The organism is Pseudomonas wuhanensis (assembly GCF_030687395.1).
GTDB classification, from domain to species: Bacteria; Pseudomonadota; Gammaproteobacteria; order Pseudomonadales; family Pseudomonadaceae; genus Aquipseudomonas; species Aquipseudomonas wuhanensis.
Genome location: NZ_CP117430.1, coordinates 3,392,580 through 3,414,731, shown reverse-complemented (window position 1 = coordinate 3,414,731; position 22,152 = coordinate 3,392,580). Strand labels below are relative to the sequence as shown.

Here is a 22,152-nt window from a genome sequence, read left to right as displayed (position 1 = left end):
AGAAATTCAAAGCGATTGCAAGGAAATGGTCGCGCTCTGAGAGTCTTGCTGACTGTCAGCATCCATCCACACCCATTGCGTACCGTCGCCTTGCAGATTATTGGTGATGCTCTGGATCTGCGAGTAAACGATCTTGACGTTCCCAGACGCACTGGCAGTAGGCCCAATGTTGGTAACCTGATTGGCAAGGAGGCCGTTCGAAGTCTCATTAACGACGAACACGGTCGCTTGTGCCTCACGGAACTGGCAGGAGAGGAACTGTGTAATGGTGCTGGTGATCGTCAGGTTCATCCATTTCGAGGGGGGGACCGCATAGTAACGGGTGTACTTGTTGAACGGGTGCTGCTCACCATCGGCCGGCAGCGGATAATTGGTCAGCCCCGATGTATTGGTCGGCATGCTGACACTTCCCAACCAGATTTCCACCTGTGACTTACCGGCATTGCTGGGCAGTGAAACCGAAACGGTTTGAGTATCGGTGCCCGAGACAAAACCCAACGATGCCAGGCCTGCATTCGCCGTGGTGCCAGGCACCGTGATCGGTACGGGCGGCTGGCTGTTGCTCCAGTTCACGGAGACAGTCGAGTTGTTGTCATTCTGAGCGGAGTTGTAGATAAAGATGCCATAAAGCTGGCCGGGGCTAAGCGCGGTACAGGTGGCTGTATCTCCTGCGGTGAGCGTAATGCGTTGTCCGCCGTTCCAGTTAATTTGGGCAGCTGAGATAGCGACACTTTCCATGTTGGAGTTCCTTTTCCTGTTGTGGGGGTATAAGGATGAACGCACAGCAATAATCCTTACCTGCGCTGTGCGTGGAAAAGATATTAGTTGAAGGCATGTAGTGGTCAAGTAACTGGCTGGTTATTTTTAATTAAACCAACATCATTTTCAGCGGTAGTCTGGTTTATTGATTTAATTCAATAGGATGGGGTTGTTGTATGAGGACTGATCCAGTGCTGTCTTACAGGTGGGGAGGTTAAAAGCTTACAGAATTAATATGTCACTGGTGTTGTGTGGTTATTTTGTTTTGAACTAGTTGAAAGCGTGAATTGCTATAACTATTCTTGTTGGGGTGAGAGTATTAAGCTGTCAATAGCCGCTTGTCTTTTGGTCGGACTATTGCAACTTTAAATCGAAATAAAAATATATCTAAAAAATATAAGAGGCGAAGAGATGTAGCGCCGATGAAGAAAGTTATGCGTCAGTGCGTTCTTGTAAGCATCAAGAAGGCAAAGCTATTGCGATCGCCCCTTGTCAAAAATACGTTGAGCGGTTCAGAAGACTGTCTATTGTTCAGGTCCACCGGCAGGCCCTGAAATCAGGACCTGCCATAGTAGAGGCGGCATGGGGGGGCGCCGATGTCAGCCCAACTGCCGCCGATACGGCAAATCCGGCCCGGTCTTGCTGCAGGTCAGGGCGGCGGCGCTAACGGCGAACCTGAGCATGGTATCGATCTGCTCCTTGCTCAGCTGTTGCAAACCGTCGACCGAATCCAGCTGCTGCTCGGTCAACCAGGTAATCAACGCCGCCTGGAAGGTATCGCCAGCCCCCACCGTGTCGGCAATCTTCACCGAACAGGCCGGCACCGACCACGAGCCGTGGGCACGGCTGAACACCGTTGCGCCTTCGCCGCCACGGGTCAGGAACACCAACTGACAGCGATGCTCCAGCCAGCCTTCGATCACGCGCTGAGGATCCTGCTCGGGGTACAGCAAGCTCAAGTCTTCGTCGCTGACCTTGATCAGGTCGGCCAGCTCCACCAGCGTGGCAATCCGCGAGCGCCACAACTCGATGTTCGGTTCGGGATTCAGGCGTACGTTCGGGTCGAGGCTGATCAGGCGCTTGCCGCTTTCCCGTTGCACCAGCGCCAGCAAGGTATCGGCAATCGGTTGCACCACCAGCGAAAACGAGCCGACGTGCAAACCGCGCACTTCTGGCCCCAGTTGCGGCAGATGCGCCAGGCTCAATTGCCGATCAGCGCAGCCTTCGCCACGAAAGCTGTAATGGGGTGAACCATTGGCACCGACCGCGACCATCGCCAGGGTGGTCGGCGCGGCAAAGTCCACGAGGTAGTCCGAGCGCACACCTTCGTCCTGCAGCACTTGCTGCAAACGTCGGCCCAGGTAGTCGGTCGACAGCCCGCCAAACAGCGCGGCATCCACGCCCAAGCGGCGTAAACCTACGGCCACGTTGAACGGTGAGCCGCCGGCAATTGCCTTGAAATTCACTTTGGATGCCACACCGCTGGCATCGTCTTCGCTGAAGAAATCGAACAGCGCTTCGCCACACACCAGATACATAATTGCTCGCTCTTTAAAGGGTTGCGACATGCTGTTGATAGCGTTCGTAGGCCTGCTGACAGGCCACCACATTTTCTGCATTCGGTAAGGTTTCACTGGCCAGATCGAGCTTTACGCAACGCTCACACAAGTCCGCCAAGCTGTCTTCGTGACCGTTTGCCCAGGACGTACACCACGCCGCCTGAATCGCTGCGCCGAGGGCTGCGGCCTCGCTTTGTTCGGTACAAATCACTGGCGTATTCATGATGTCTGCGACGATCTGTCGCCACACCGGGCTCTTCGAGCCGCCGCCGATCAGGCAGATGCTGCGGCTTTGTAAGCCATTCTGGCGCAGCAGGTCCAGCCCGTAACGCAAACCGAAGGTGGTGCCTTCCACCACGGCGCGGCACAGGTTGGCCCGGGTCAGGTTGGTCATGGTCAGCCCCAGCAGGCTGCCGCTGGCATGGGGCAGGGCGGGGACGCGTTCGCCATTGAAGAACGGCAGCATGCACACGCCGTCGGCACCAATCGGCGCTTGCTCGACCAAGGCGTTGAACGCCTCGATATCCAGTTCGAACAACTCGCGAATCGCGCCGGTCGCGTTGGTCAGGTTCATCGTGCAGATCAGCGGCAGCCAGCCGCCGCTGGAGGAGCAGAACGTCGCGACCGAGGCATCCGGGCTGACGTTCGCTTGCTCGGCATAGGCGTAGACCGTTCCCGAGGAGCCGAGGCTCATGGTGATCGCGCCGGGCTGTATATTGGCGGTGCCGATCGCGCCCATCATGTTGTCACCGCCGCCGCTGGAGACCAGGGCCTGCGGGTTGATGCCCAGATGTTCGGCGATACTCGGCAGGATCGTACCGACCGGTTGGTGGGCATCGATCAACTCCGGGAGCGCGGCTTGCAGACGTCCGGTGGGGTCGATGTCGCGCAGCAGTTGCAAGTCCCACTGGCGGGTGCGCACATTGAAATAGCCGGTGCCCGAGGCATCGCCATACTCGCTGCAACTGCGGCCGGTGAGCCAGTAGTTGAGGTAGTCATGGGGCAGCAAAATGCGGGCGATTCGGGCGAATACTTCCGGGTGCTGTTCTTTGGTCCAAAGCAGTTTTGACACGGTGTAGCCCGGTGCAATGACCACGCCGAGGCGTTCCAGTGAGCCTTCATCGCCGCCCAGATGGGTGAGCAAGCGGTCGTTCTCCGCTGTGGACTCGGTGTCGCACCAGAGCTTGGCCGGGCGCAGCACCTGGCCGCGATCGTCGAGCAGCACCAGGCCATGCTGCTGGCCGGAAACACCGATGCCGAGGATCGCCTGACCCTCCACATCCGCTGCGAGCAGCGCGCGCTGGGTGGCCAGGGTAAAGGCTTCCAGCCATTGGGCAGTGTCTTGCTCGCGACGACCATTGGCGCCGCTGATGAGGCTGTGGGCAGCGGCGCCCTGACCGAGGACCTGTCCGCTGTGCGCGTCGAGGATGACGGCTTTCGTGCCTTGGGTGCCGCAGTCGATGCCGAGGAATAATTGTTGGTTTGCCATGGAAGGTCCTTGGATCGTCAGGTCGATATCAATGCCTATTCAACATTTATGTTGTTTGTCAGTCAGCCATCGCGGGCAAGCCCGCTCCCACAGTGGTCTGGGGTGAAACGCAGATTTGGGACCAACCTCGATTCCTGTGGGAGCGGGCTTGCCCGCGATGGCGACAGAAGATTCACCACCGCACTTAAGCCAAAACCCGCTCCAGCGTCCGCGTCACCCCAACCTCCCGCAAGCTGTTACAGCACCACTCAAACGCCGCGACAAACTCCCGAGAACGCGGAATCGCTGTCCCGAAAATCTCCTCAACCTCCAACAATCGTTGGGTGATCAACACATCATCGGCCACCAGCGCCTGGCAGAACGCCGCCCGCGGATCCGCAATTGCAAAGGTCTGGCCATTCTCATCCACGCCTTTGAGGTACAGCGCCCAGGCTGCGACCACCAGCGCCGCGCGCTTGGTCTCCTGTCCATCGGCAATCAAGCGGTTGATCGTCGGCACGGTGAACTTCGGAAACTTCGACGAACCATCCGAACACACCCGCTCCAGCTGATCGGCAATCGCCTGGTTGGAGAAGCGCGCCACCAGGGTGTTTTTGTACTCGGTCAGGTCGATCCCCGGCACCGGCGCCAGTTGCGGCGTCACGTCCAGGTCCATGTAGGCGCGCATGTAGCGCACGAACAGCGGGTCGTTCATGGTTTCGTGAACGAAGCGGTAACCCTTCAAAAAGCCCAGATAGGTCAGTGCCAGATGGCTGCCGTTGAGCAGCTTGAGCTTCATCTCTTCGTAAGGCGTGACATCGTCGGTGAACTGCACACCAACCTTTTCCCACGCCGGGCGACCGTTGACGAATTTGTCCTCCAGCACCCACTGCACAAACGGTTCGCAGACCACCGGCCAAGCGTCATCGACCGCATGTTTGTCGGCCAGTTGCAGACGATGCTCGGTGCTGGTCATTGGCGTAATGCGGTCGACCATCGCATTAGGGAAGCTGACATGGCGCTCGATCCAGTCGCGCAGATCGGCATCGCGCAGGGCGGCGAATGCCAGCAGGGCTTTACGGGTCACGGCGCCGTTGTGCGGCAGGTTATCGCAAGACATCAGCGTGAACGCGGGCGTACCGGCTGCACGACGTTTGGCCAGCGCGGCGCAGAGGAAACCGAATACAGTCTTTGGCGCGTTCGGGTGAGTCAGGTCGTGCTGGATCTGGGGCAGGTGCGCCATGAACTCGCCGTTGCTGTCGTCGATGCAATAGCCGCCTTCGGTGATGGTCAGCGAGACGATGCGAATGTCTGGATCGGCGAGTTTGTCGATCAGCACCTCGGCGCTGTCTTCGGCCAGCAGCATGTCGCGGATGGCACCGATAACCCGGACTTCGGCGTCGTCGGCGTCGCCCAGTTCGAACAGGGTAAACAGATAATCCTGCTCTTTGAGATCGTCCCGGGCGCGGCGGTCTTCGGCGCGCAGGCCGACCCCGCAAATGGCCCAGTCCAGTGCTTCGCCGGTATTCATCAAGGCATCGGTGTAGTACGCCTGATGCGCGCGGTGGAAACCGCCGACGCCAATGTGCGCGATGCCTTGGCGGGTATCGCTCAGGGTGTAGGCGGGCAGGGCTACCTCGGGGGCGAGGCGGTTGAGGTTCTGTTTATTCAGTTTCATCGCATGCTCTCGAATCAGGCTGCGGCGCGCAGTGGGCGGGTCAGCGCCACGCCGTCAGCATCGAATAAATGGCAGTGTTCAGCATCCAGGTGCAGGCTCAGGGTTTCACCATAACGGCTGGCCAGATCGCCGCGAACCCGCATGGTCAGCGCTTCGCCGGAAGACGTCAGGACGTGGCAGAAGGTGTCGCTGCCCAAGCGTTCGCTGACGTCGGCAGTGACTTGCAGGGTGCAGTCACCGGGTTGCGCCAGCTGCAGATGTTCTGGACGAATCCCTAAGGTCACGGCGCCGCCGACACTCAGGCTGGCACTGCTCAACGGCAGGCTGATGCGAGTGCCGGCGTCCAGCAGCACTTCGCAGCTTTGGCCGTTAACGCGGGTGACTTTGCCCTTGAGGAAGCCCATTTTCGGCGTGCCGAGGAAGCCTGCGACAAACAGGTTGGCCGGCTGGTGATACAGGTCCAATGGTGAACCGACTTGCTCGATCTTGCCGCCATTGAGGACGACGACTTTGTCGGCCATGGTCATGGCTTCGACCTGGTCGTGGGTCACGTAGATCATCGTGGCTTGAAGTTCTTTGTGCAGGCGCAACAATTCCAGGCGCATCTGCACCCGCAGGGCGGCGTCGAGGTTGGACAGCGGTTCGTCGAACAGGAAGATTTTCGGGTTGCGCACGATCGCCCGGCCGATGGCCACGCGTTGACGCTGACCACCGGACAGTTGCTTCGGCTTGCGCTCCAGCATCGGCCCGAGTTCAAGGATACGCGCCGCTTCGCCGACTTTTTTCTCGACTTCGGCTTTCGCTACACCGGCCAGGTCCAGAGCGAACGACATGTTTTTGCGTACGCTCATGTGCGGGTAGAGGGCGTAGGTCTGGAACACCATCGCCAGGTCGCGCTTGGCCGGGCTGACTTCGGTGATGTCGCGGCCATCCAGTTCGATGGTGCCGCCGCTGACTTCTTCCAGTCCGGCGATCAGTCGCAGCAGGGTAGATTTACCGCAGCCCGACGGGCCGACGAACACCACGAATTCCTTGTCATTCACTTCAAGGTCGATGCCTTTGATGATGGAAAAACCTTCGAAGCCTTTTTGCAGATTCTTGATTTTCAGGTTGGCCATGATGGCGCTCCTTTGTGCTTATTCTTTGAGGGCTATTTCACGGCACCGAACGATAGGCCGCGGACCAATTGTTTCTGGCTGATCCAGCCGAAGATCAGGATCGGTGCACAGGCCAGGGTCGACACTGCCGACAACTTGGCCCAGAACAGACCTTCAGGGCTTGAGTACGAGGCGATCAACGCGGTCAGTGGCGCGGCCTGCGATGAGGTCAGGTTCAGCGACCAGAACGCCTCGTTCCAGCACAGGATCAGCGACAGCAAAACCGTGGAAGCGAGGCCGCCCTTGGCAATCGGCAGCAACACCCGGACCATTTCCTGCCACAGCGTCGCGCCGTCCAGGCGTGCGGCTTCGAGGATGTCTTTGGGGATGTCTTTGAAGTAGGTGTAAATCATCCAGACCACGATCGGCAGGTTGATCAGCGTGTAGATCACGATCAGCGCAATCCGTGTGTCCAGCAGGCCGAAACTCTTGGCCAGCAGGTAGATCGGCATCAACACGCCCACCGGCGGCAGCATCTTGGTCGAGAGCATCCACAGCAGCGTGCCTTTGGTGCGCTGGGTTTCGTAGAACGCCATGGAGTAGGCTGCCGGCACCGCAATCAGCAGGCACAATGCCGTGGCGCTGAAGGAAATCACCACCGAGTTCCAGGCGAAGCTGAAGTAATCGCTACGCTCGTTGATGTGCAGGTAGTTCTCCAGCGTCGGCGTGAAGATGAACTGCGGCGGCGTGGCGAACGCGTCGATTTCGGTTTTGAAACTGGTCATCACCATCCAGAAGATCGGGAAGAAGATCAGGATCGCGATGGCCCAGGCCAGGGTGCCGAGCAGCAGGCTTTGCAGGTGGCGAGATTGTTGAAGAGTCATGGCGCAGGCCTCAGGCTTTGTCTGTCAGGTTTTTGCCGATCATTCGCACCAGCACGATGGCCGCGACGTTGGCAATCAACACCGCGATCAACCCACCGGCGGAGGCCATGCCGACGTCGAACTGCACCAGCGCCTGGTTGTAGATCAGGTAGGCGAGGTTGGTCGAGGCGTAGCCGGGGCCACCGTTGGTGGTGGTGAAGATTTCGGCGAACACCGACAGCAGGAAGATGGTTTCAATCATCACTACCACCGCAATCGGCCGGGCCAGGTGCGGCAGGGTCAGGTGCCAGAAAATCGCGATAGGACCGGCACCGTCCAGGCGTGCGGCTTCTTTCTGTTCCTGATCGAGGGACTGCATGGCGGTCATCAGGATCAGGATCGCGAAGGGCAGCCATTGCCACGAGACAATGATGATGATCGACAGCAGCGGGTAATGCGCCAGCCAGTCCACCGGCTGCGCGCCGAACAGTTTCCAGATGTAGGCGAGAATCCCCGAGACCGGGTGAAAGATCAGGTTTTTCCAGATCAGCGCACCGACGGTGGGCATGATGAAGAACGGCGAGATCAACATCACCCGCACGATGCCGCGACCGAGAAACTCACTGGCCTCCAGCAACGCGCTGATCAACACCCCGAATACCACGCTGATCAGCAACACGCTGCCCACTAGCAACAGGGTGTTGGTGGCACCGGGCAGGAAGCCCGAGTCGCTCAGAAAGTAGCTGAAGTTCTCTAGCCCCACGAACTGGTTTTCGCCGGGGTAGAGCAGGTTGTAGCGAATCATTGAAAAGTAAACGGTCATGCCCAGCGGCACGATCATCCACAGCAGCAACAACGCAACCGAGGGGCTGACCAGAAACCAGCCGGGGTTGGTCAACCGGCTTTTGCGCACCGGTTGGGAGATGTCCATGTGAGTTTTGACAGTTGAAATATTCATGGCGATAGAACCGATTGAGAACAGACGACGCGGAACCTGTGGGAGCGGGCTTGCCCGCGAAGAGGCCGGTACATCCGGCACATCTTCGTGACTGATCCATTGCTATCGCGGGCAAGCCCGCTCCCACAGGGAAAGGTGCTGGTTACTTGGGATAACCGGCGCGCTTCATTTCACGTTCGGTGGTTGACTGGGCGGCGGTCAGGGCCTGGTCGACCGTGGTCTGGCCGATCAGCGCTGCCGAAAACAGCTTGCCGACCTGGGTGCCCACGGCCTGGAACTCAGGGATGGTCACCAACTGGATGCCGATATAGGGCACGGGTTTGAGGGACGGTTTGCTCGGGTCCGCAGCCTTCAGCGATTCCAGCGTCACCTTGGCGAACGGTGCGGCATTCAGGTAGGCCTCGGTGTAGGTCGAGGCGCGAGTGCCTGGCGGCACGTTGGCGATGCCGTCTTTTTCCGCGACCAGCGCACCATATTCCTTGGAAGTGGCCCAGGCGCTGAACGTTTTCGCCGCATCCTTGGCCTTGGAACTGGTCGGAATGGCCAGCGCCCAGGAATACAACCAGGCCGAACCTTTGTCGGTGGTTTCATGCGGTGCGTAGGTGAAGCCGACGTGATCGCTGACCTTGCTTTGGGTCTTGTCGGTGACGAACGAGCCGGCCACGCTGGCATCGACCCAGATCGCACACTTGCCGCTGTTGAACAGCGCCAGGTTTTCGTTGAAGCCGTTGCTCGACGCGCCAGGAGGGCCGGACTTCTTCATGGTGTCGACATAGAAGTTCAGCGCATTCTTCCACTCGGGGCCGGTGAATTCCGGCTGCCATTTCTCATCAAACCAGCGTGCGCCGTAAGCATTGGCGAGGGTGGTGATCAGCGCCATGTTCTCGCCCCAGCCAGCCTTGCCGCGTAGGCAGATACCGTACTGTTCTTTATCTTTATTGGTGAGTTTGCCGGCAAATTCGCTGATCTGAGTCCAGGTCGGGCGTTCGGGCATGGTCAGACCGGCGTCCTTGAACAGGTCGGTGCGGTAATAGGTGATGGAGCTTTCAGCGTAGAACGGCAGGGCATAGAGCGTACCCTTGACTGAAAGGCCTTCACGGACCGAAGGGAAGACGTCGTCGAGGGCGTAGCTGGCCGGCAAGTCCTTCATCGGTTCCAGCCAACCCTTGGCGCCCCAGAGTGCGGCTTCGTACATGCCAATGGTCAACACATCGAACTGTCCGCCCTGGGTGGCGATGTCGGTGGTCAGGCGTTGACGCAGAACGTTTTCTTCAAGCACCACCCAATTGAGCTTGATGTCCGGATGCTCGGCCTCGAAGGTTTTCGAGTGTTTTTGCATGCGAATCATGTCGCTGTTGTTGACGGTGGCAATGGTCAGGGTCTGTGCACCGAGGCTGACGCTACTGAGGGTCATGCAGGTGAGAGCAAGCAGAGCTTTTACAGAGGGTTGCATCGTGCACTCCTTTTCTGCACCCGGCGGGTTACAGAAGGACAGTTATTGTTTTTGTGTCTTCCGAGGCAGGAAGAATGTGCACTGATTACAGCGTTCAATCGATGGGCTGACAAATCATCCATCGCACTGTCATCGATACTTTTTTGCACTGGGGTTTGGAGCGGGAGATGCAAGGGCAGGCTTTGCAGGGACGAGGGGGCATCGAATTTGTACAGGTTTTACCCGCCCCTTCGCGGGTAAGCCTCGCTCTTGTAGGCGTGAGGTTTGCTCGCGAAGGCGATCTGAAAATCACCCTATGACCAAGGCATTCAGCCCAGGTTTTGCTCAGTCAAACGCTGCACCGCCAACCGCCGGTAGTGCGACGGCGTCATGCCTTTGAGTTGTTGGAAACGCCGGTTGAAGTTGGAAATATTATTGAAGCCCGACTCGAAACACACATCGGTCACCGTTTTGTCGCCATCTGCCAGCAGCTCACAGGATTTACTGATGCGCAGGCGATTGACGAATTCGATGAAGCAGCGCCCGGTGGCCTGTTTGAACACTCGGCTGAAGTAGGTCGGCTTCAGACCCAGATGCTCGGCGACTTCTTCCAGCGGCAGTTCCCGGGCGTAATGGGCAAAGATGTAATCCACCGCCCGGTTGGTGCGGTCGATATTGTGTTCATCAGCCAATTGTGGCGTCGTGGCACCGGACAGCAACTGATAGTCATCGGACGCCGCCAGCAACTCCAGCAGAATGAAAAAGTACCCGAGCCGGGTCATGCCCTTGGTGTCGGCGATGCGCTGCATCAAGGTCATGGCCTGGTGGATCGTGCGCTTGCAGCGGAACTCGATGCCGTATTGCGCGCGCTCCAGCAACGGGGCGAGCGTCTTGAGTTCGGCGAACACCTGATGGCCGCTTTCAAACAGTTCGTCAGTGAAATTGACCAGCATGTCGCGCTTGGACACTACTTCGTCTTCGGCGACCTGGCTGATCCAGTTGTGGGGCAGGTTGGGGCCGGTCAGGAACAGCGTTTCCGGGTAGAAGTTGCCGATGTAGTCACCGATGAACACCTTGCCGGAGCTGGCGACGATCAGGTGCAGTTCGTATTCCTTGTGGAAATGCCAGCGCACCAAAGGGCAGGGGAAGCCGTGCTGACGATAGATGATGGACAACCCGTTATGGTCGTCCATCAATTCGTAGGAAGGATCGGTAACTCTGGCTGGTCGGCTCATGTCAGGACACTTTTATTGTTATCGCCCGTTGATCATGCCTCTTTCCAGGCTCTCTGTGCCAGCCCGCGACGTTGACCGTTCAGGTCCGTTCATGCAACGAGCGGCCATACACGGCTTTCATGCTGGAGGCGATCCAGCAGTAGCGGACAATCTCGCACTCGTCGAAAAAGTCGATGTTAATGATGCTGCAACGGGTTACCCAGTCGCGCGTTGTACTGAACCAGTCATTGATTTGGCTTTTTATGTGCTGTGGGCCACCCAATAGCGAATAGGTGGTCGCCGACAGCGACCAGAGAAATGTTTCGTAGGGCGCGTCTTCAAGGGTCGTAGCGATATGGCTACGCAGCTCGCTGGCATCAGTGAATGCCTGGTCGCGCCACTTGTGCGGTATGCGCGGCCAGAAGTAATTGCTGTCCAGCCCCGACGCGCCTTGGGCCGCCATGACGATGCGGCGCAGTGAACTGGTGCGCTTGAGTTCGCCCACGGTTTTCAATGCGTCGCTGTGCGGGATGATTCGCAGCCCAAGGCGACGCACCAGCACATCGTTGAGTTTCCGATAATCGAAGGGTTTGCCCGCGATTCCCAGCTGATGAAAGTCCAGCACGATGAATTCATCCGGATTTCGATCCAGAAAGGCCGATACCGCATCGATCAGTTCATCGAGGATTCGGTGGGACTGAAACCCATTGTGATGAAAGTAAAACACCGGCTCTACGGGGCCGAATGTGTAGCCGAGCCGCAGATCGAAAGCTCGCGCGCCATTGGCCAGTTGCCAGGCAAATGAATCGTTCTGGCAGGTTGTCCAGTTGCCGAACACCACTTCATAGTTTGGCGCTTTTTTGTCCATGCCAGCATTGTGCGTGCCGGGCCAGACAATGTCGGTCAGCTTCAACTGATCGATATCCAGTACGTTGCTCATCCATTTCTGTTTGTCGAGCGTCCCTGTTGCACTGTGAGTCATGATTATTCCTTGTGCGTTAACTTCGCCCCATCCGTGGGGCGAATCGGTTCGTGAACCAGAGGCGGCGAAGGGCCGCGTCCGGATTGTCAGGCTGTCATAAAGACAAGTTCAGAAACCAGCATAGGAGTGCTCGGCAGTATTGCCAGCGATAGAAATATCTCCACAAATATAGCTAACTGATGGCGCGTTGGTGTGGGGCTATTTGATTTGATTGTTCGCTTTTATCAAACTCGCGGTTCGGCAATAAGAAACTATTTTTGACTCTTCAATGAAGTCGACATTGATAATGTTGCACTTGGTTGCCCAGTCGCGCTTGGCGAGGTCGAACCACCCAGTAAGATGTCCTTTGATGTCGACAGGGCCGCCGAGAAGACTGTAGCTCGTTGCGGAAAGAGACCAAGGCGCCCATGTGCCAGGAGGGTTTTTCAGTACTTCGATGATGTGTTTTTCCAGTTCAGCGGCATTCGTGTCGGCGATGCCACTCCATTTGTGCTCGATTTTTTCGCAAAACCAGGTTCGATCAAGCTCCCAATACCCTTCGGCAGCGACTAGGACTCTTTGAACTTTGCTGAGCTTCTTGAGTTGCCCGAGGCTAAGGTACAAGTTGTTGGAGGGAATCATTCTTTGGCCGAGAAACCTGAGCATCATCGCGTTGAAAAAATGATAGTCAAAGGGTTGTTGGCCGCCCTTCAGTTCGTGGAAGTCCAAGACGATAAACTCGTCCGGGTTTTCCTGAAGAAAACGCTCCACGTCTGTAACAAGGTCCCCCAAGGTGCGGGAAGAGCGGTAACCGTTGTGCTGAAAACGAAATTTGCCAAGCCCCGGTTCGTCGAAGACAAAATCCAGTCGAACATCCAGTGCCCGCGCACCGTTGTTCAGTTGGGCATAAAACGAGTCGTGCTGGCACGCCAGCCAGTGAGCGCCTGGAATTAGTGGGTAGGACGCTTTCCAGTCGCACCCCGCGTTGTGAGTGCCTGGCAGCGTCAACTCGCAGAGCGATAAAGTGTCGATGGCCGGTGTCGCGGCCATCCAGTTGTTGAGTGCGTAATTGTTTAAAGTGTCGTTGTTCATTAATGCATCCTTGCATTGATTAAATAGAAAAAGTCACACCTTCGAGTATCGAAGTAATTGAGGGCGGCTTTTCCGTACTTATAACGATGAACGTATAAATGGCCAATCATTGGATTGATGCAAAGTATGTGGTTTTTATATCCGCTAGTTAGAAATAATTGAAAGCTTGGTCATTAATGACGGTTCTTTGCCTCGATCCACTGCGCCATGTACTGAGTGCTTTTGTGATGATGATGGCGCAACATGCTGCCGGTAAAGTTATCCCTTCTAAGTTGAGCCAGGTGTTGCTGGCAATATAATAATTTCTCGATCAGAGCCGGGCCATGTATCGACGGCTGATAGCGCTCGGCTAATAATATCTGTCCATGGGATTGGGCACTCATCCACAGGTCTTTGTCTTTATAAAGACGAACCGCACAATCGGCGAACTCACGCGCGGTTTGGGTCACGGCGCCCGGCCACGGCTGTTCGCGGTGCATCGCTTCTGCACCGATCGGGGTGGTGACATTGGGTGTGCCGCACAGCATGGCGTCGACGATTTTGCCTTTGATACCCGCACCGAAGCGTAACGGCGCCAGACAGACCCGGGCCGCGGACATGACTTGCAAGGCATCTTCTGCCCAGTTCATCACATGAAACCCTTGGGCCGCATTGTGCAGGGCGGTGGCTTTGGGCGGCGTATAGGCGCCATAGATATGCAGTTGCGCCTCTGGCAATTGCGCACGGATCAGCGGCCAGATCATGGTTTTCATCCAGAGCACGGCATCCCAGTTCGGCGCGTGACGGAAGTTACCGATGCTCAGGAAATGCGCACGATCTTCAAAGGCTGGTGACGGCGCACTCGGCGCATCGACCATCAGCGGACACCAGTGCAGCAAGTTGCGCGGCAGTTTGAACTGCTCGACCAGCAATTCGATCTCCACTTCGGAGATCATCAGGTTCAAGTCGCAGCGATACAGCGCGGCGATCTCCCGTTTCGCCAAGTCGGTATCGGCCATGAACTCGAACTCTTCACGCAATGCCGGGGCGAATAACTCACTGAAATCGTTGGCGTCGTCACTGGCTTTCAAGCGCTCCTTGAGGCGCTGATACCGGGCATGTCGCAAGCTTTGCAGATCGGAGGTCTCCAGCACGCGCAAGGCGTCGGGGCAGTGTTTTTCTACTCGCCAGCCGAACTGTTCCTCCATCATGAACTGGTCGAATAACACAATATCCGGGGCCAGTTCGCTGACAAAGGTGTCGAAACTGCTGTTATTCAACTCGATCGGCACTTCGCGAATGCCCAGCGAGGTCAGGTCCGCACGGTGCTCACCGGTGCCGGCCGGGCTGCTGAAGGTGATGTCCCAGCCTTGCTGCAGGAACGTATCGAGAATTTGCATCACATGCCCACTGGCCGCAGAAGAGCGGGGCTCGGGCCAGACGTAGCCAATGACCAGGACTTTAGTGGCGGGCGGCTGAGTCATGAACAGTGATCCTTTGCAGCAAGCGAGGGGCAGAAAAGGGCGCAATTAAACCACAGTACAGTAGTGGTCGCATGCGTCCTGTTGCAGTAACTCGGCATTGCATGCATGTCGGAAAATATACCTAAGGTTTTTGGTTGTGTTGTAAATATTAATAACATTTCCACGGTGTATTGTTTGCTTGGGGGTGATTACGCTTGTGCCTAGCGTGCAGTAATGGAAAAGTGCAGTTCGTGCTTTGTTGCTGCTCGCAGGAATAAGTTATGAAAATGGAATTGCCTGGTATTTACGACGATGCCGAAGATCAATATTCGCTTTTATGGCTGCTGGACCCCCTAAGTGATCTGGAGGAGGAAGAGCCTGTGCCAATGGTGAAAGCCAGAACATTAATCAGTTCGGTCGATGAAGAAGATGTTGAGGGTGTTAATATAAAAAATCTGAGTGATGAGATATTGCATGGCTGTTCGGTCGTCGCTGACCCAGCCAGCTTTGATCCTGCATATTTTATTCGTCATCGCATTGATGAAACTGTCCAGGCGCTAGTGCCTGACGAAAAAAACAGGTCGCGGATAAAGTATGATTCAAAAGTGCTGATTAAATATATAGAGGTTAAACAACCCAATCGCAGCGACATGCTTGAAGCTGAAAAAGATCCCGCCAACTGGAAGGAGAGAGAATTTACATTGGCAGAAATATGCACCGGCTATCATTATCGTGTACTGAAAGACAGGGGGTACTCTGAAATACAATGGCCTTCCTACTATCCTGCCAAGCTTGTAAAGACTTTGGAGGGGGCCGACTATCAAGCTGATTTCAAGAAGTATGTTGCCGATAGCTTACAACATTCTGCAGCGTACGCTTTTGGGCAACTGCTAAAAAAAGCCGAACTCAACAAGCTGGTCGTAGAGTTCATCAAGAGTGACGCTCGCTCAATGGAAGACAAGATGATTGCCTTTGAGTATCTCAAAGGCTTGATCCCTGCGCGCGTTCTTAACTTGCACAGCGACCCGGATCTTGAGGTCGATAACGCCGTATTTATCGGGCGCAACAATTTGGATCGAGGCGTATTGTTTTTTCTGGGCGAAGACAGTGCTGCCATCGAATTTCCCGCCGGGCATGACGAGCGTGGAAGGTTTCTGGAAAACCATCCGCAACTGCAAAAGCGTCTGCTGAAGCGTGTTCCATTGAGCGCCCAACAAAAACCTTACGTCCGTGATTTCAAATATAGGGGATTGGAATTCCCCCTGTTCGCGACGCGCCCAAACTATCGAGAGATTGTATTTCGATCCAGCACTGACCTTGGTAAAGCCCTTTTCGACCGGCAGATCAAGCGAGCGTTGGCGGATATCGATACATTGGTATCAACCCACACCGAGCGTATGACCGATATTGCGTTGGAAGTCGCCGGGTATTTGCTTCAGTGCATTGCGTTCGCGGTTTCGATCCCTACCGGAGGAACGGCGGCCTGGGTGTCTGCACCGATTCGTATGCTGATTCCCTTCCTGTTGGGAATTGGGGCATCGGCGACTGATTTGATCCGTGCCGAAATCTCTGATGACCCTTCCGAGGCGGAGCGTTTGAGGATCAACGCAGCGATCGGAGTTCTATCTGAACTCGCCGGCCCCATTGCGGAAAAACTTTTGGGTAAAGCCCTTTCCATTGTGGCCAAGAAGAACATCAGCCGCCGAGTGCTAGAAACGCTTATGCGCAGCAACAGACCCTCGTTGGTGCGCAGACCCGCAGGCAGCATCAGCCATCAGTTGGCGAGTACTGCTGGCAAAGAAATACCTGAGGCCGGCAAGGGGGTGCTTGTCGCAGGCTACCTGTCAGAGTTGGCGGGCGGGCCTAATGTGGCGCAGTCCGTCGCGACGAGCTCACAGGTGGTGAGGCTTTCCGGGCCGGAAAAAGGTTTTGTCTATCAAGGTTTCGTGTTTCGCGGGGACATGCGCGATCCGATAGTAATCTTTGAAAAAGGGTTTACCCAACGCACGCCAATCAGGGATCTCAACCAGGTCAACGGCTTCAAAGGTGGCTATGGTGGTGCTCACGATGCACTCGATCTTGATGGCGCAGGTATTTCGACCTCGTCTTTTTACAAGAAAGACGGCGCAGGGGCCTTTGTCTATGGTGGCGAAAAAGGCGGCTACACCTATTTCGTCGATGCTCGTCAGTTGGAGGGATTCCATTTGTATGCCAATACCGAACTAGCATTTCGCCCCAACTCCGGGTTGAAACAACTGCCTCCTTTGGAAATCAACTATGCCGTCGATCTACCGCCTGCCTTGATTCTCGGCGCCTACGACAAGACCGGGAGGTTCATTCCCAATCCCAAAGCGATCGAACGAGCAATCAGGGCGAGTGAGGTCAATCCATTGAAAGGCAGTGGTCGAGAAGTGGGGAATAAATTCCGCCAGCCGCTGACTGATATCAACGGACTTGCTGGCGTCGATTTTGGTAACGAGGCGGTTGCCGAGCAGGAAGCAGTGCTGTCTGTACCAGAAACTACTCCGACGCCTGCACGACCACTGGCTGAAGTGGGCATCAATGACATCATCGCTTTCCGAGAGCGGCAGGAGGCTAAGCGCAAACGCCTGAGTGCTTGAGTTGCGTCATTGCCCAGGCGTGGATAAAGGGAGAGAGGACAAAATATTCTTGACCTTGTCCCGCAGTTGATCAATGGAAAACGGCTTGCCGATCACCTGCATGTCATCAGGCACCTCAATGTTTTCGGCATAACCGCTGGCGAACAGAATTGGCAATTTGGGACGCAGCATGCGCGCCTGCTTGGCCAGTTCACGACCGTCCATGACCGGTAACCCCACATCCGTCATCAGCAAGTCGATGTCCTGGTCCTCATCGTTGATGAAATCCAGCGCCTCTTCACAGCCATCGGCCTCAAGCACCCGGAACTCCAGTTCCTCCAGCACATCGACGATCAGCGTGCGCACGATGGCATCGTCTTCGACGACTAGAATGGTGGAGGTTTTAGCGGACATAGTGGGCTCTCAAAGATTGAATTCGCGGTTGCCGGACGATCGAAATCGTCGGGCTCTTGCATCAGTAAGTGACGAATCACGACAAGTTCCCGACGCGCTACAAAAACAATAGCCGCACAAGAGCCGCAGAGAATAACCGCTCCTTTGTCCCAGAGCAGATAAATGCGGGATTTTGCCGTAAAACATGTCAGAAAAATGGATCGGCTCGGCCGTTTTGGGGCAGACTCGATGGTTTTCAACAGTACGACAAGGCTTCCCCATGACCTCTGCGTCCTCGGTTGATGAGCAACGATTCCGTAAACTTCTGAGCCGCAACGTCAGCCTGCCATTGGGTGTCGGCGTCATCAGCGCGGTTTTCTTCGTTTCGCTGATCACCTACCTGTTGTCGGTGTTCCAGTGGGTCCAGCACACCGACCGGGTGATCAATAATGCCAATGAGGCGATAAAGCTGACCGTCGATCTGGAAACCGGCATGCGCGGGTTCCTGCTCAGCGGCGACGAACATTTCCTTGATCCCTACGAGACGGCCAAGCCGAGAATCGCCGTCGCTCTCACTACCTTGCTCGAATTGACAGGCGACAATCCGGTCCAGACGGATCGGCTGCGCCGGCTTCAAGCCTTGCAGGCAGAATGGGCCAGTTACGCGCAGTCGATGATTGATTTGCAGCGTGCCAGTGGTGACTACCGCGGCGCCGTCAAGGCCGGACGCGGCAAGCGGCTGACCGATGAGATCCGCAAGCAATTCGAAGACCTTATCGACATGGAGCAGCAGTTGCGCACCACTCGTAACGAGGAAGTGCGCCGCACCACGATCTGGAGCATCGCTCTTTATCTGCTGTTCGTGGCCGGTATCAGCGGGATGCTGGCCTACATTGGCCGTCGGGACTTGCTCAACCTGTCCCAAAGCTACAGTGCCAACCTCGCCGGACAACAAGCCAGTGCCCGCCGCCTTGAACAGCAAGCCTGGTTACGCAACGGCCAGACAGAACTGGCCGAGCAAGTCCTGGGGCAGCTATCCCTCAATTTGTTGGGGCGCAACATTCTGCAGTTCTGCGCCCAATATTTAGGGACGGCTGTCGCGGCGATCTATGTCCGTGAGGATCATGGTGGCCTGAAGCGCATAGCGTCTTACGGTTTCTCCCGGGAACAGGAAGCGCTGGAACAGCAGATTTACAGTGGCGAAGGAATTGTCGGCCAGGTGGTGCAACAGGCGCGCTTGATCCGTCTCGACGACGTCCCGAGTGATTACTTCAAAATCAGCTCCGGTCTTGGCGAAGGCCTGCCGCATAGCGTGCTGGTGGTGCCGACCAGTGACGACGATCGGGTCAACGGCGTGATCGAGCTGGGCTTCTTGCGCCCCTTGAGCGACCGCGACGTCGAACTGCTCGAACTGATTGCCGGCAACATCGGCACGTCGATCGAGGCCGCTCGCTATCGCCAGCGCTTGCAGGAAGTACTGGCCGAAGCCCAGCAACTCAACGAAGAACTGCAAGTTCAGCAAGAAGAACTCAAGACCGCCAACGAAGAGCTGGAAGAGCAATCGCGGATTCTCAAGGAGTCCCAAGTCCATATGGAAACCCAGCGGACCGCGCTGGAGCAAACCAACGAACAACTCGCCGAACAGGCGCAGATCCTGGCGTTACAACGCGACGCCATGGACCTGAAGAACACTGAACTGAACCTGGCTCAGATTGAACTCGAAGCGCGGGCAGAAGAATTGCTGCGCTCAAGCAAGTACAAGTCCGAATTCCTTGCAAACATGTCCCACGAGCTGCGCACGCCGCTGAACAGTTCATTGATTCTGGCCAAACTGCTGGCGGAAAACCCGCAGGAAAACCTCAGCGCCGAGCAGGTCAAGTTCGCCGAGTCGATCTACTCCGCTGGCAATGACTTGCTTAACCTGATCAACGACATTCTCGACATTTCCAAGGTTGAGGCCGGCAAGCTTGAGGTGCGTCCAGAGAACACCAGTGTAGCGCGTCTGGTGGAAGGCCTGCGGGGCATGTTCCAGCCGCTGGCTGCGGAAAAGAACCTGGATTTCCAGATCAAATTGCAGGCCGATGCACCGCTGATGCTGTTCACCGACCGCCAGCGTCTGGAGCAAGTGATCAAGAACCTGCTGTCGAACGCGGTGAAATTCACCGAAAAGGGCTCCGTCAACCTGAGCGTCGCTGTTCAGCCGGGCGAGGGCATTGCCTTTATCGTCCGCGACTCCGGGATTGGCATTGCACCGGATCACCAGCAAAGCATTTTCGAAGCCTTCCGTCAGGCCGACGGCACCATCAATCGTCGTTACGGCGGCACCGGCCTGGGCTTGTCGATTTCTCGTGATCTGGCCACCTTGTTGGGCGGCTCGATCAGTGTGACCAGTACGCCTGGGCAGGGCAGTGTGTTCACACTGGTGCTGCCGCAGCAGTACGTCGAGCCAGGTGACGCGCCTGTCACGACGATGAAAGCCACGCCGGTTGCCGTGCAGAAAAGCGCCGTGGCTGCTGCGCTTGTGCCGCTGATTGCCGAAGTCGACATTCCGCGTTTCGACGATGATCGCAACAAGGCGCCATTCGCCACTCGCTGCATTCTGGTGGTGGAGGATGAGCCGAACTTTGCGCACATTCTCTACGACCTGGCCCATGAACTGGGTTATCAGTGCCTGGTGGCCCACGGCGCCGACGAAGGCTACGACCTGGCCAGGCAGTTCATCCCCGATGCGATTCTGTTGGACATGCGCCTGCCGGATCATTCCGGGCTGACGGTATTACAGCGTTTGAAAGAACATGCCGAAACCCGGCACATCCCGGTGCATGTGATTTCGGTCGAAGACCGCGTCGAGGCCGCCATGCACATGGGCGCGATCGGTTATGCGGTCAAGCCCACCACCCGCGAGGAACTCAAGGATGTGTTTGCCCGTCTCGAAGCCAAACTGACGCAGAAGGTCAAACGGGTCTTGCTGGTTGAAGACGACGATGTGCAACGCGACAGCATCGCCCGACTGATCGGCGACGAGGACATCGAAATCACCGCCGTCGGCCTGGCGCAGGATGCGCTCGACCTGCTGCGCACGACGATTTTCGACTGCATGATCATCGACCTGAAGCTGCCGGACATGCTCGGCAACGACTTGCTTAAACGCATGTCCACCGAAGATATCTGCTCGTTCCCGCCGGTAATCGTCTATACCGGACGTAACCTGACCCGGGACGAAGAGGCCGAGCTGCGCAAATATTCGCGCTCGATCATCATCAAGGGCGCGCGTTCGCCGGAGCGGTTGCTGGACGAAGTGACTCTTTTTCTGCACAAAGTCGAATCCCGGTTGTCCCAGGAACGCCAGACGATGCTCAAGACCGCCCGCAGTCGCGACAAGGTCTTCGAGGGACGTAAAGTGCTGCTGGTGGACGACGATGTACGCAACATTTTTGCCCTCACCAGCGCGCTGGAGCAAAAGGGCGCAATCGTGGTCATTGGTCGTAACGGTCGTGAAGCGATCGAGAAATTGAATCAAATCGAGGACATTGATCTGGTGCTGATGGACGTGATGATGCCGGAGATGGATGGTTTCGAAGCCACCCTCCAAATCCGCAAGGACCCGCGCTGGCGCAAGCTGCCGATCATTGCGGTGACGGCCAAGGCCATGAAGGACGATCAGGAGCGCTGCTTGCAGGCCGGTTCCAACGATTACCTGGCCAAGCCCATCGACCTGGATCGCCTGTTCTCGCTGATTCGTGTGTGGTTACCGAAGATGGAACGAATTTAGTGGAACGCAATACCGAAATCGAATTGCGCTTGTTGATCGAGGCGATCTACCTCAAGTACAGCTACGATTTTCGCGATTACTCCAGCGCGTCGATCAAACGCCGGGTCAATCACGCCTTGAGCCAGTTCGAGTGCAAAACCATCTCGGCGCTGCAAGAGAAGGTTCTGCACGATCCGACCGCGTTCATGCAACTGCTGCAATTGCTGACGATTCCGGTCAGTGAAATGTTCCGCGACCCTTCGCATTTCCTGGCACTGCGTCAGGAAGTGGTGCCACTGCTCAAGACCTGGCCGTCGATCAAGGTCTGGATCGCTGGTTGCAGCACCGGCGAAGAGGTCTATTCGATGGCGATTCTGCTGCGCGAAGAAGGCTTGCTGGATCGCACCATCCTCTATGCCACCGACATCAACCCGCGCTCGCTGGATAAAGCCAGGCAAGGGATTTTCTCCCTGGAGAATGTTCGGGCCTACACTCACAACTACCAGCAGGCCGGTGGTCAGCGTTCGTTCGCCGATTACTACACTGCGGCTTATGGCTACGCCATTTTTGACAAGAGCCTGTGCGACAACGTGACCTTCGCCGATCACAGCCTGGCTACCGACAGTGTGTTCTCGGAAACTCAATTGATTTCATGTCGTAATGTATTGATTTACTTTAATAAAAAGCTTCAGGACCGTGCCTTCGGCCTATTTCACGAATCCTTGTGTCATCGGGGTTTTCTGGCGCTGGGCAGTAAAGAAACCCTGGACTTCTCGGCCTATGGCAACCAGTTTGAAGCATTGGTCAAACCAGAACGGATCTATCGCAAATCATGAACAGTGCAGTGCTGGATACTCATCGGCTGGATCTTCGCGGCATCGACCG

General features: G+C 56.4%; 16 protein-coding genes. 3 read left to right on the top strand and 13 right to left on the bottom strand.

What is annotated here, in order from left to right:
• Window positions 1-6: 6 nt before the first annotated feature.
• The 12 genes from PSH88_RS15595 to PSH88_RS15540 all read right to left on the bottom strand — a co-directional run bounded on the left by PSH88_RS15595 (window position 7) and on the right by PSH88_RS15540 (window position 14,544).
• Window positions 7-738 carry a hypothetical protein gene (locus PSH88_RS15595; protein ID WP_305421403.1) on the bottom strand — a complete coding sequence of 244 codons (732 nt, stop codon included), beginning with the start codon at window positions 736-738 and terminating at the stop codon, window positions 7-9.
• A gap of 620 nt (window positions 739-1,358) precedes the next feature.
• Window positions 1,359-2,297 carry a carbohydrate kinase family protein gene (locus PSH88_RS15590; RefSeq protein WP_305421402.1) on the bottom strand — a complete coding sequence of 313 codons (939 nt, stop codon included), beginning with the start codon at window positions 2,295-2,297 and terminating at the stop codon, window positions 1,359-1,361.
• A 13-nt stretch (window positions 2,298-2,310) separates the two neighbouring features.
• A complete protein-coding gene (gene xylB, locus PSH88_RS15585) occupies window positions 2,311-3,807 on the bottom strand; it encodes a xylulokinase (protein ID WP_305421401.1) in 1,497 nt (498 codons plus the stop codon).
• A gap of 184 nt (window positions 3,808-3,991) precedes the next feature.
• The gene (locus PSH88_RS15580) at window positions 3,992-5,464 is read right to left on the bottom strand and encodes a mannitol dehydrogenase family protein (protein WP_305421400.1); all 1,473 of its coding nucleotides are present in this window, start codon (window positions 5,462-5,464) and stop codon (window positions 3,992-3,994) included.
• 14 nt (window positions 5,465-5,478) lie between these two features.
• A complete protein-coding gene (locus PSH88_RS15575) occupies window positions 5,479-6,582 on the bottom strand; it encodes an ABC transporter ATP-binding protein (protein ID WP_305421399.1) in 1,104 nt (367 codons plus the stop codon).
• Between the two features lie 32 nt (window positions 6,583-6,614).
• Window positions 6,615-7,445, bottom strand: a complete 831-nt coding sequence (locus PSH88_RS15570) for a carbohydrate ABC transporter permease (protein ID WP_305421398.1) — start codon at window positions 7,443-7,445, stop codon at window positions 6,615-6,617.
• A gap of 10 nt (window positions 7,446-7,455) precedes the next feature.
• Complete coding sequence (locus PSH88_RS15565; RefSeq protein ID WP_305421397.1) at window positions 7,456-8,382, bottom strand: carbohydrate ABC transporter permease; 927 nt, start codon at window positions 8,380-8,382, stop codon at window positions 7,456-7,458.
• 142 nt (window positions 8,383-8,524) lie between these two features.
• Window positions 8,525-9,835, bottom strand: a complete 1,311-nt coding sequence (locus PSH88_RS15560; RefSeq protein ID WP_305421396.1) for an ABC transporter substrate-binding protein — start codon at window positions 9,833-9,835, stop codon at window positions 8,525-8,527.
• A 308-nt stretch (window positions 9,836-10,143) separates the two neighbouring features.
• Window positions 10,144-11,049, bottom strand: a complete 906-nt coding sequence (locus PSH88_RS15555; RefSeq protein WP_305483288.1) for an AraC family transcriptional regulator — start codon at window positions 11,047-11,049, stop codon at window positions 10,144-10,146.
• 79 nt (window positions 11,050-11,128) lie between these two features.
• Window positions 11,129-12,010 (bottom strand): phosphatidylinositol-specific phospholipase C domain-containing protein, encoded by an 882-nt coding sequence (locus PSH88_RS15550; protein WP_305421395.1) that lies wholly within the window; start codon window positions 12,008-12,010, stop codon window positions 11,129-11,131.
• Window positions 12,011-12,208: 198 nt separating this feature from the next.
• Window positions 12,209-13,081, bottom strand: coding sequence for a phosphatidylinositol-specific phospholipase C domain-containing protein (locus tag PSH88_RS15545; RefSeq protein WP_305421394.1), 873 nt, complete (start codon window positions 13,079-13,081; stop codon window positions 12,209-12,211).
• A gap of 173 nt (window positions 13,082-13,254) precedes the next feature.
• The gene (locus PSH88_RS15540; RefSeq protein WP_305421393.1) at window positions 13,255-14,544 is read right to left on the bottom strand and encodes a glycosyltransferase; all 1,290 of its coding nucleotides are present in this window, start codon (window positions 14,542-14,544) and stop codon (window positions 13,255-13,257) included.
• Between the two features lie 260 nt (window positions 14,545-14,804).
• On the opposite strand from PSH88_RS15540, the gene PSH88_RS15535 reads away from it, so the two are divergent.
• Complete coding sequence (locus PSH88_RS15535; protein ID WP_305421392.1) at window positions 14,805-17,144, top strand: hypothetical protein; 2,340 nt, start codon at window positions 14,805-14,807, stop codon at window positions 17,142-17,144.
• Between the two features lie 6 nt (window positions 17,145-17,150).
• Here the strand turns inward: PSH88_RS15535 and PSH88_RS15530 are convergent, their stop codons facing one another.
• Window positions 17,151-17,537 carry a response regulator gene (locus tag PSH88_RS15530; protein WP_305421391.1) on the bottom strand — a complete coding sequence of 129 codons (387 nt, stop codon included), beginning with the start codon at window positions 17,535-17,537 and terminating at the stop codon, window positions 17,151-17,153.
• A gap of 259 nt (window positions 17,538-17,796) precedes the next feature.
• On the opposite strand from PSH88_RS15530, the gene PSH88_RS15525 reads away from it, so the two are divergent.
• Both PSH88_RS15525 and PSH88_RS15520 read left to right on the top strand, forming a co-directional pair.
• Window positions 17,797-21,288: a response regulator gene (locus PSH88_RS15525; RefSeq protein ID WP_305421390.1), complete on the top strand. Its 3,492-nt coding sequence runs from the start codon at window positions 17,797-17,799 to the stop codon at window positions 21,286-21,288.
• Complete coding sequence (locus PSH88_RS15520) at window positions 21,288-22,103, top strand: CheR family methyltransferase (RefSeq protein ID WP_305421389.1); 816 nt, start codon at window positions 21,288-21,290, stop codon at window positions 22,101-22,103. The genes PSH88_RS15525 and PSH88_RS15520 overlap by 1 nt, the downstream gene beginning before the upstream one ends.
• The last annotated feature ends 49 nt before the right edge of the window (window positions 22,104-22,152 follow it).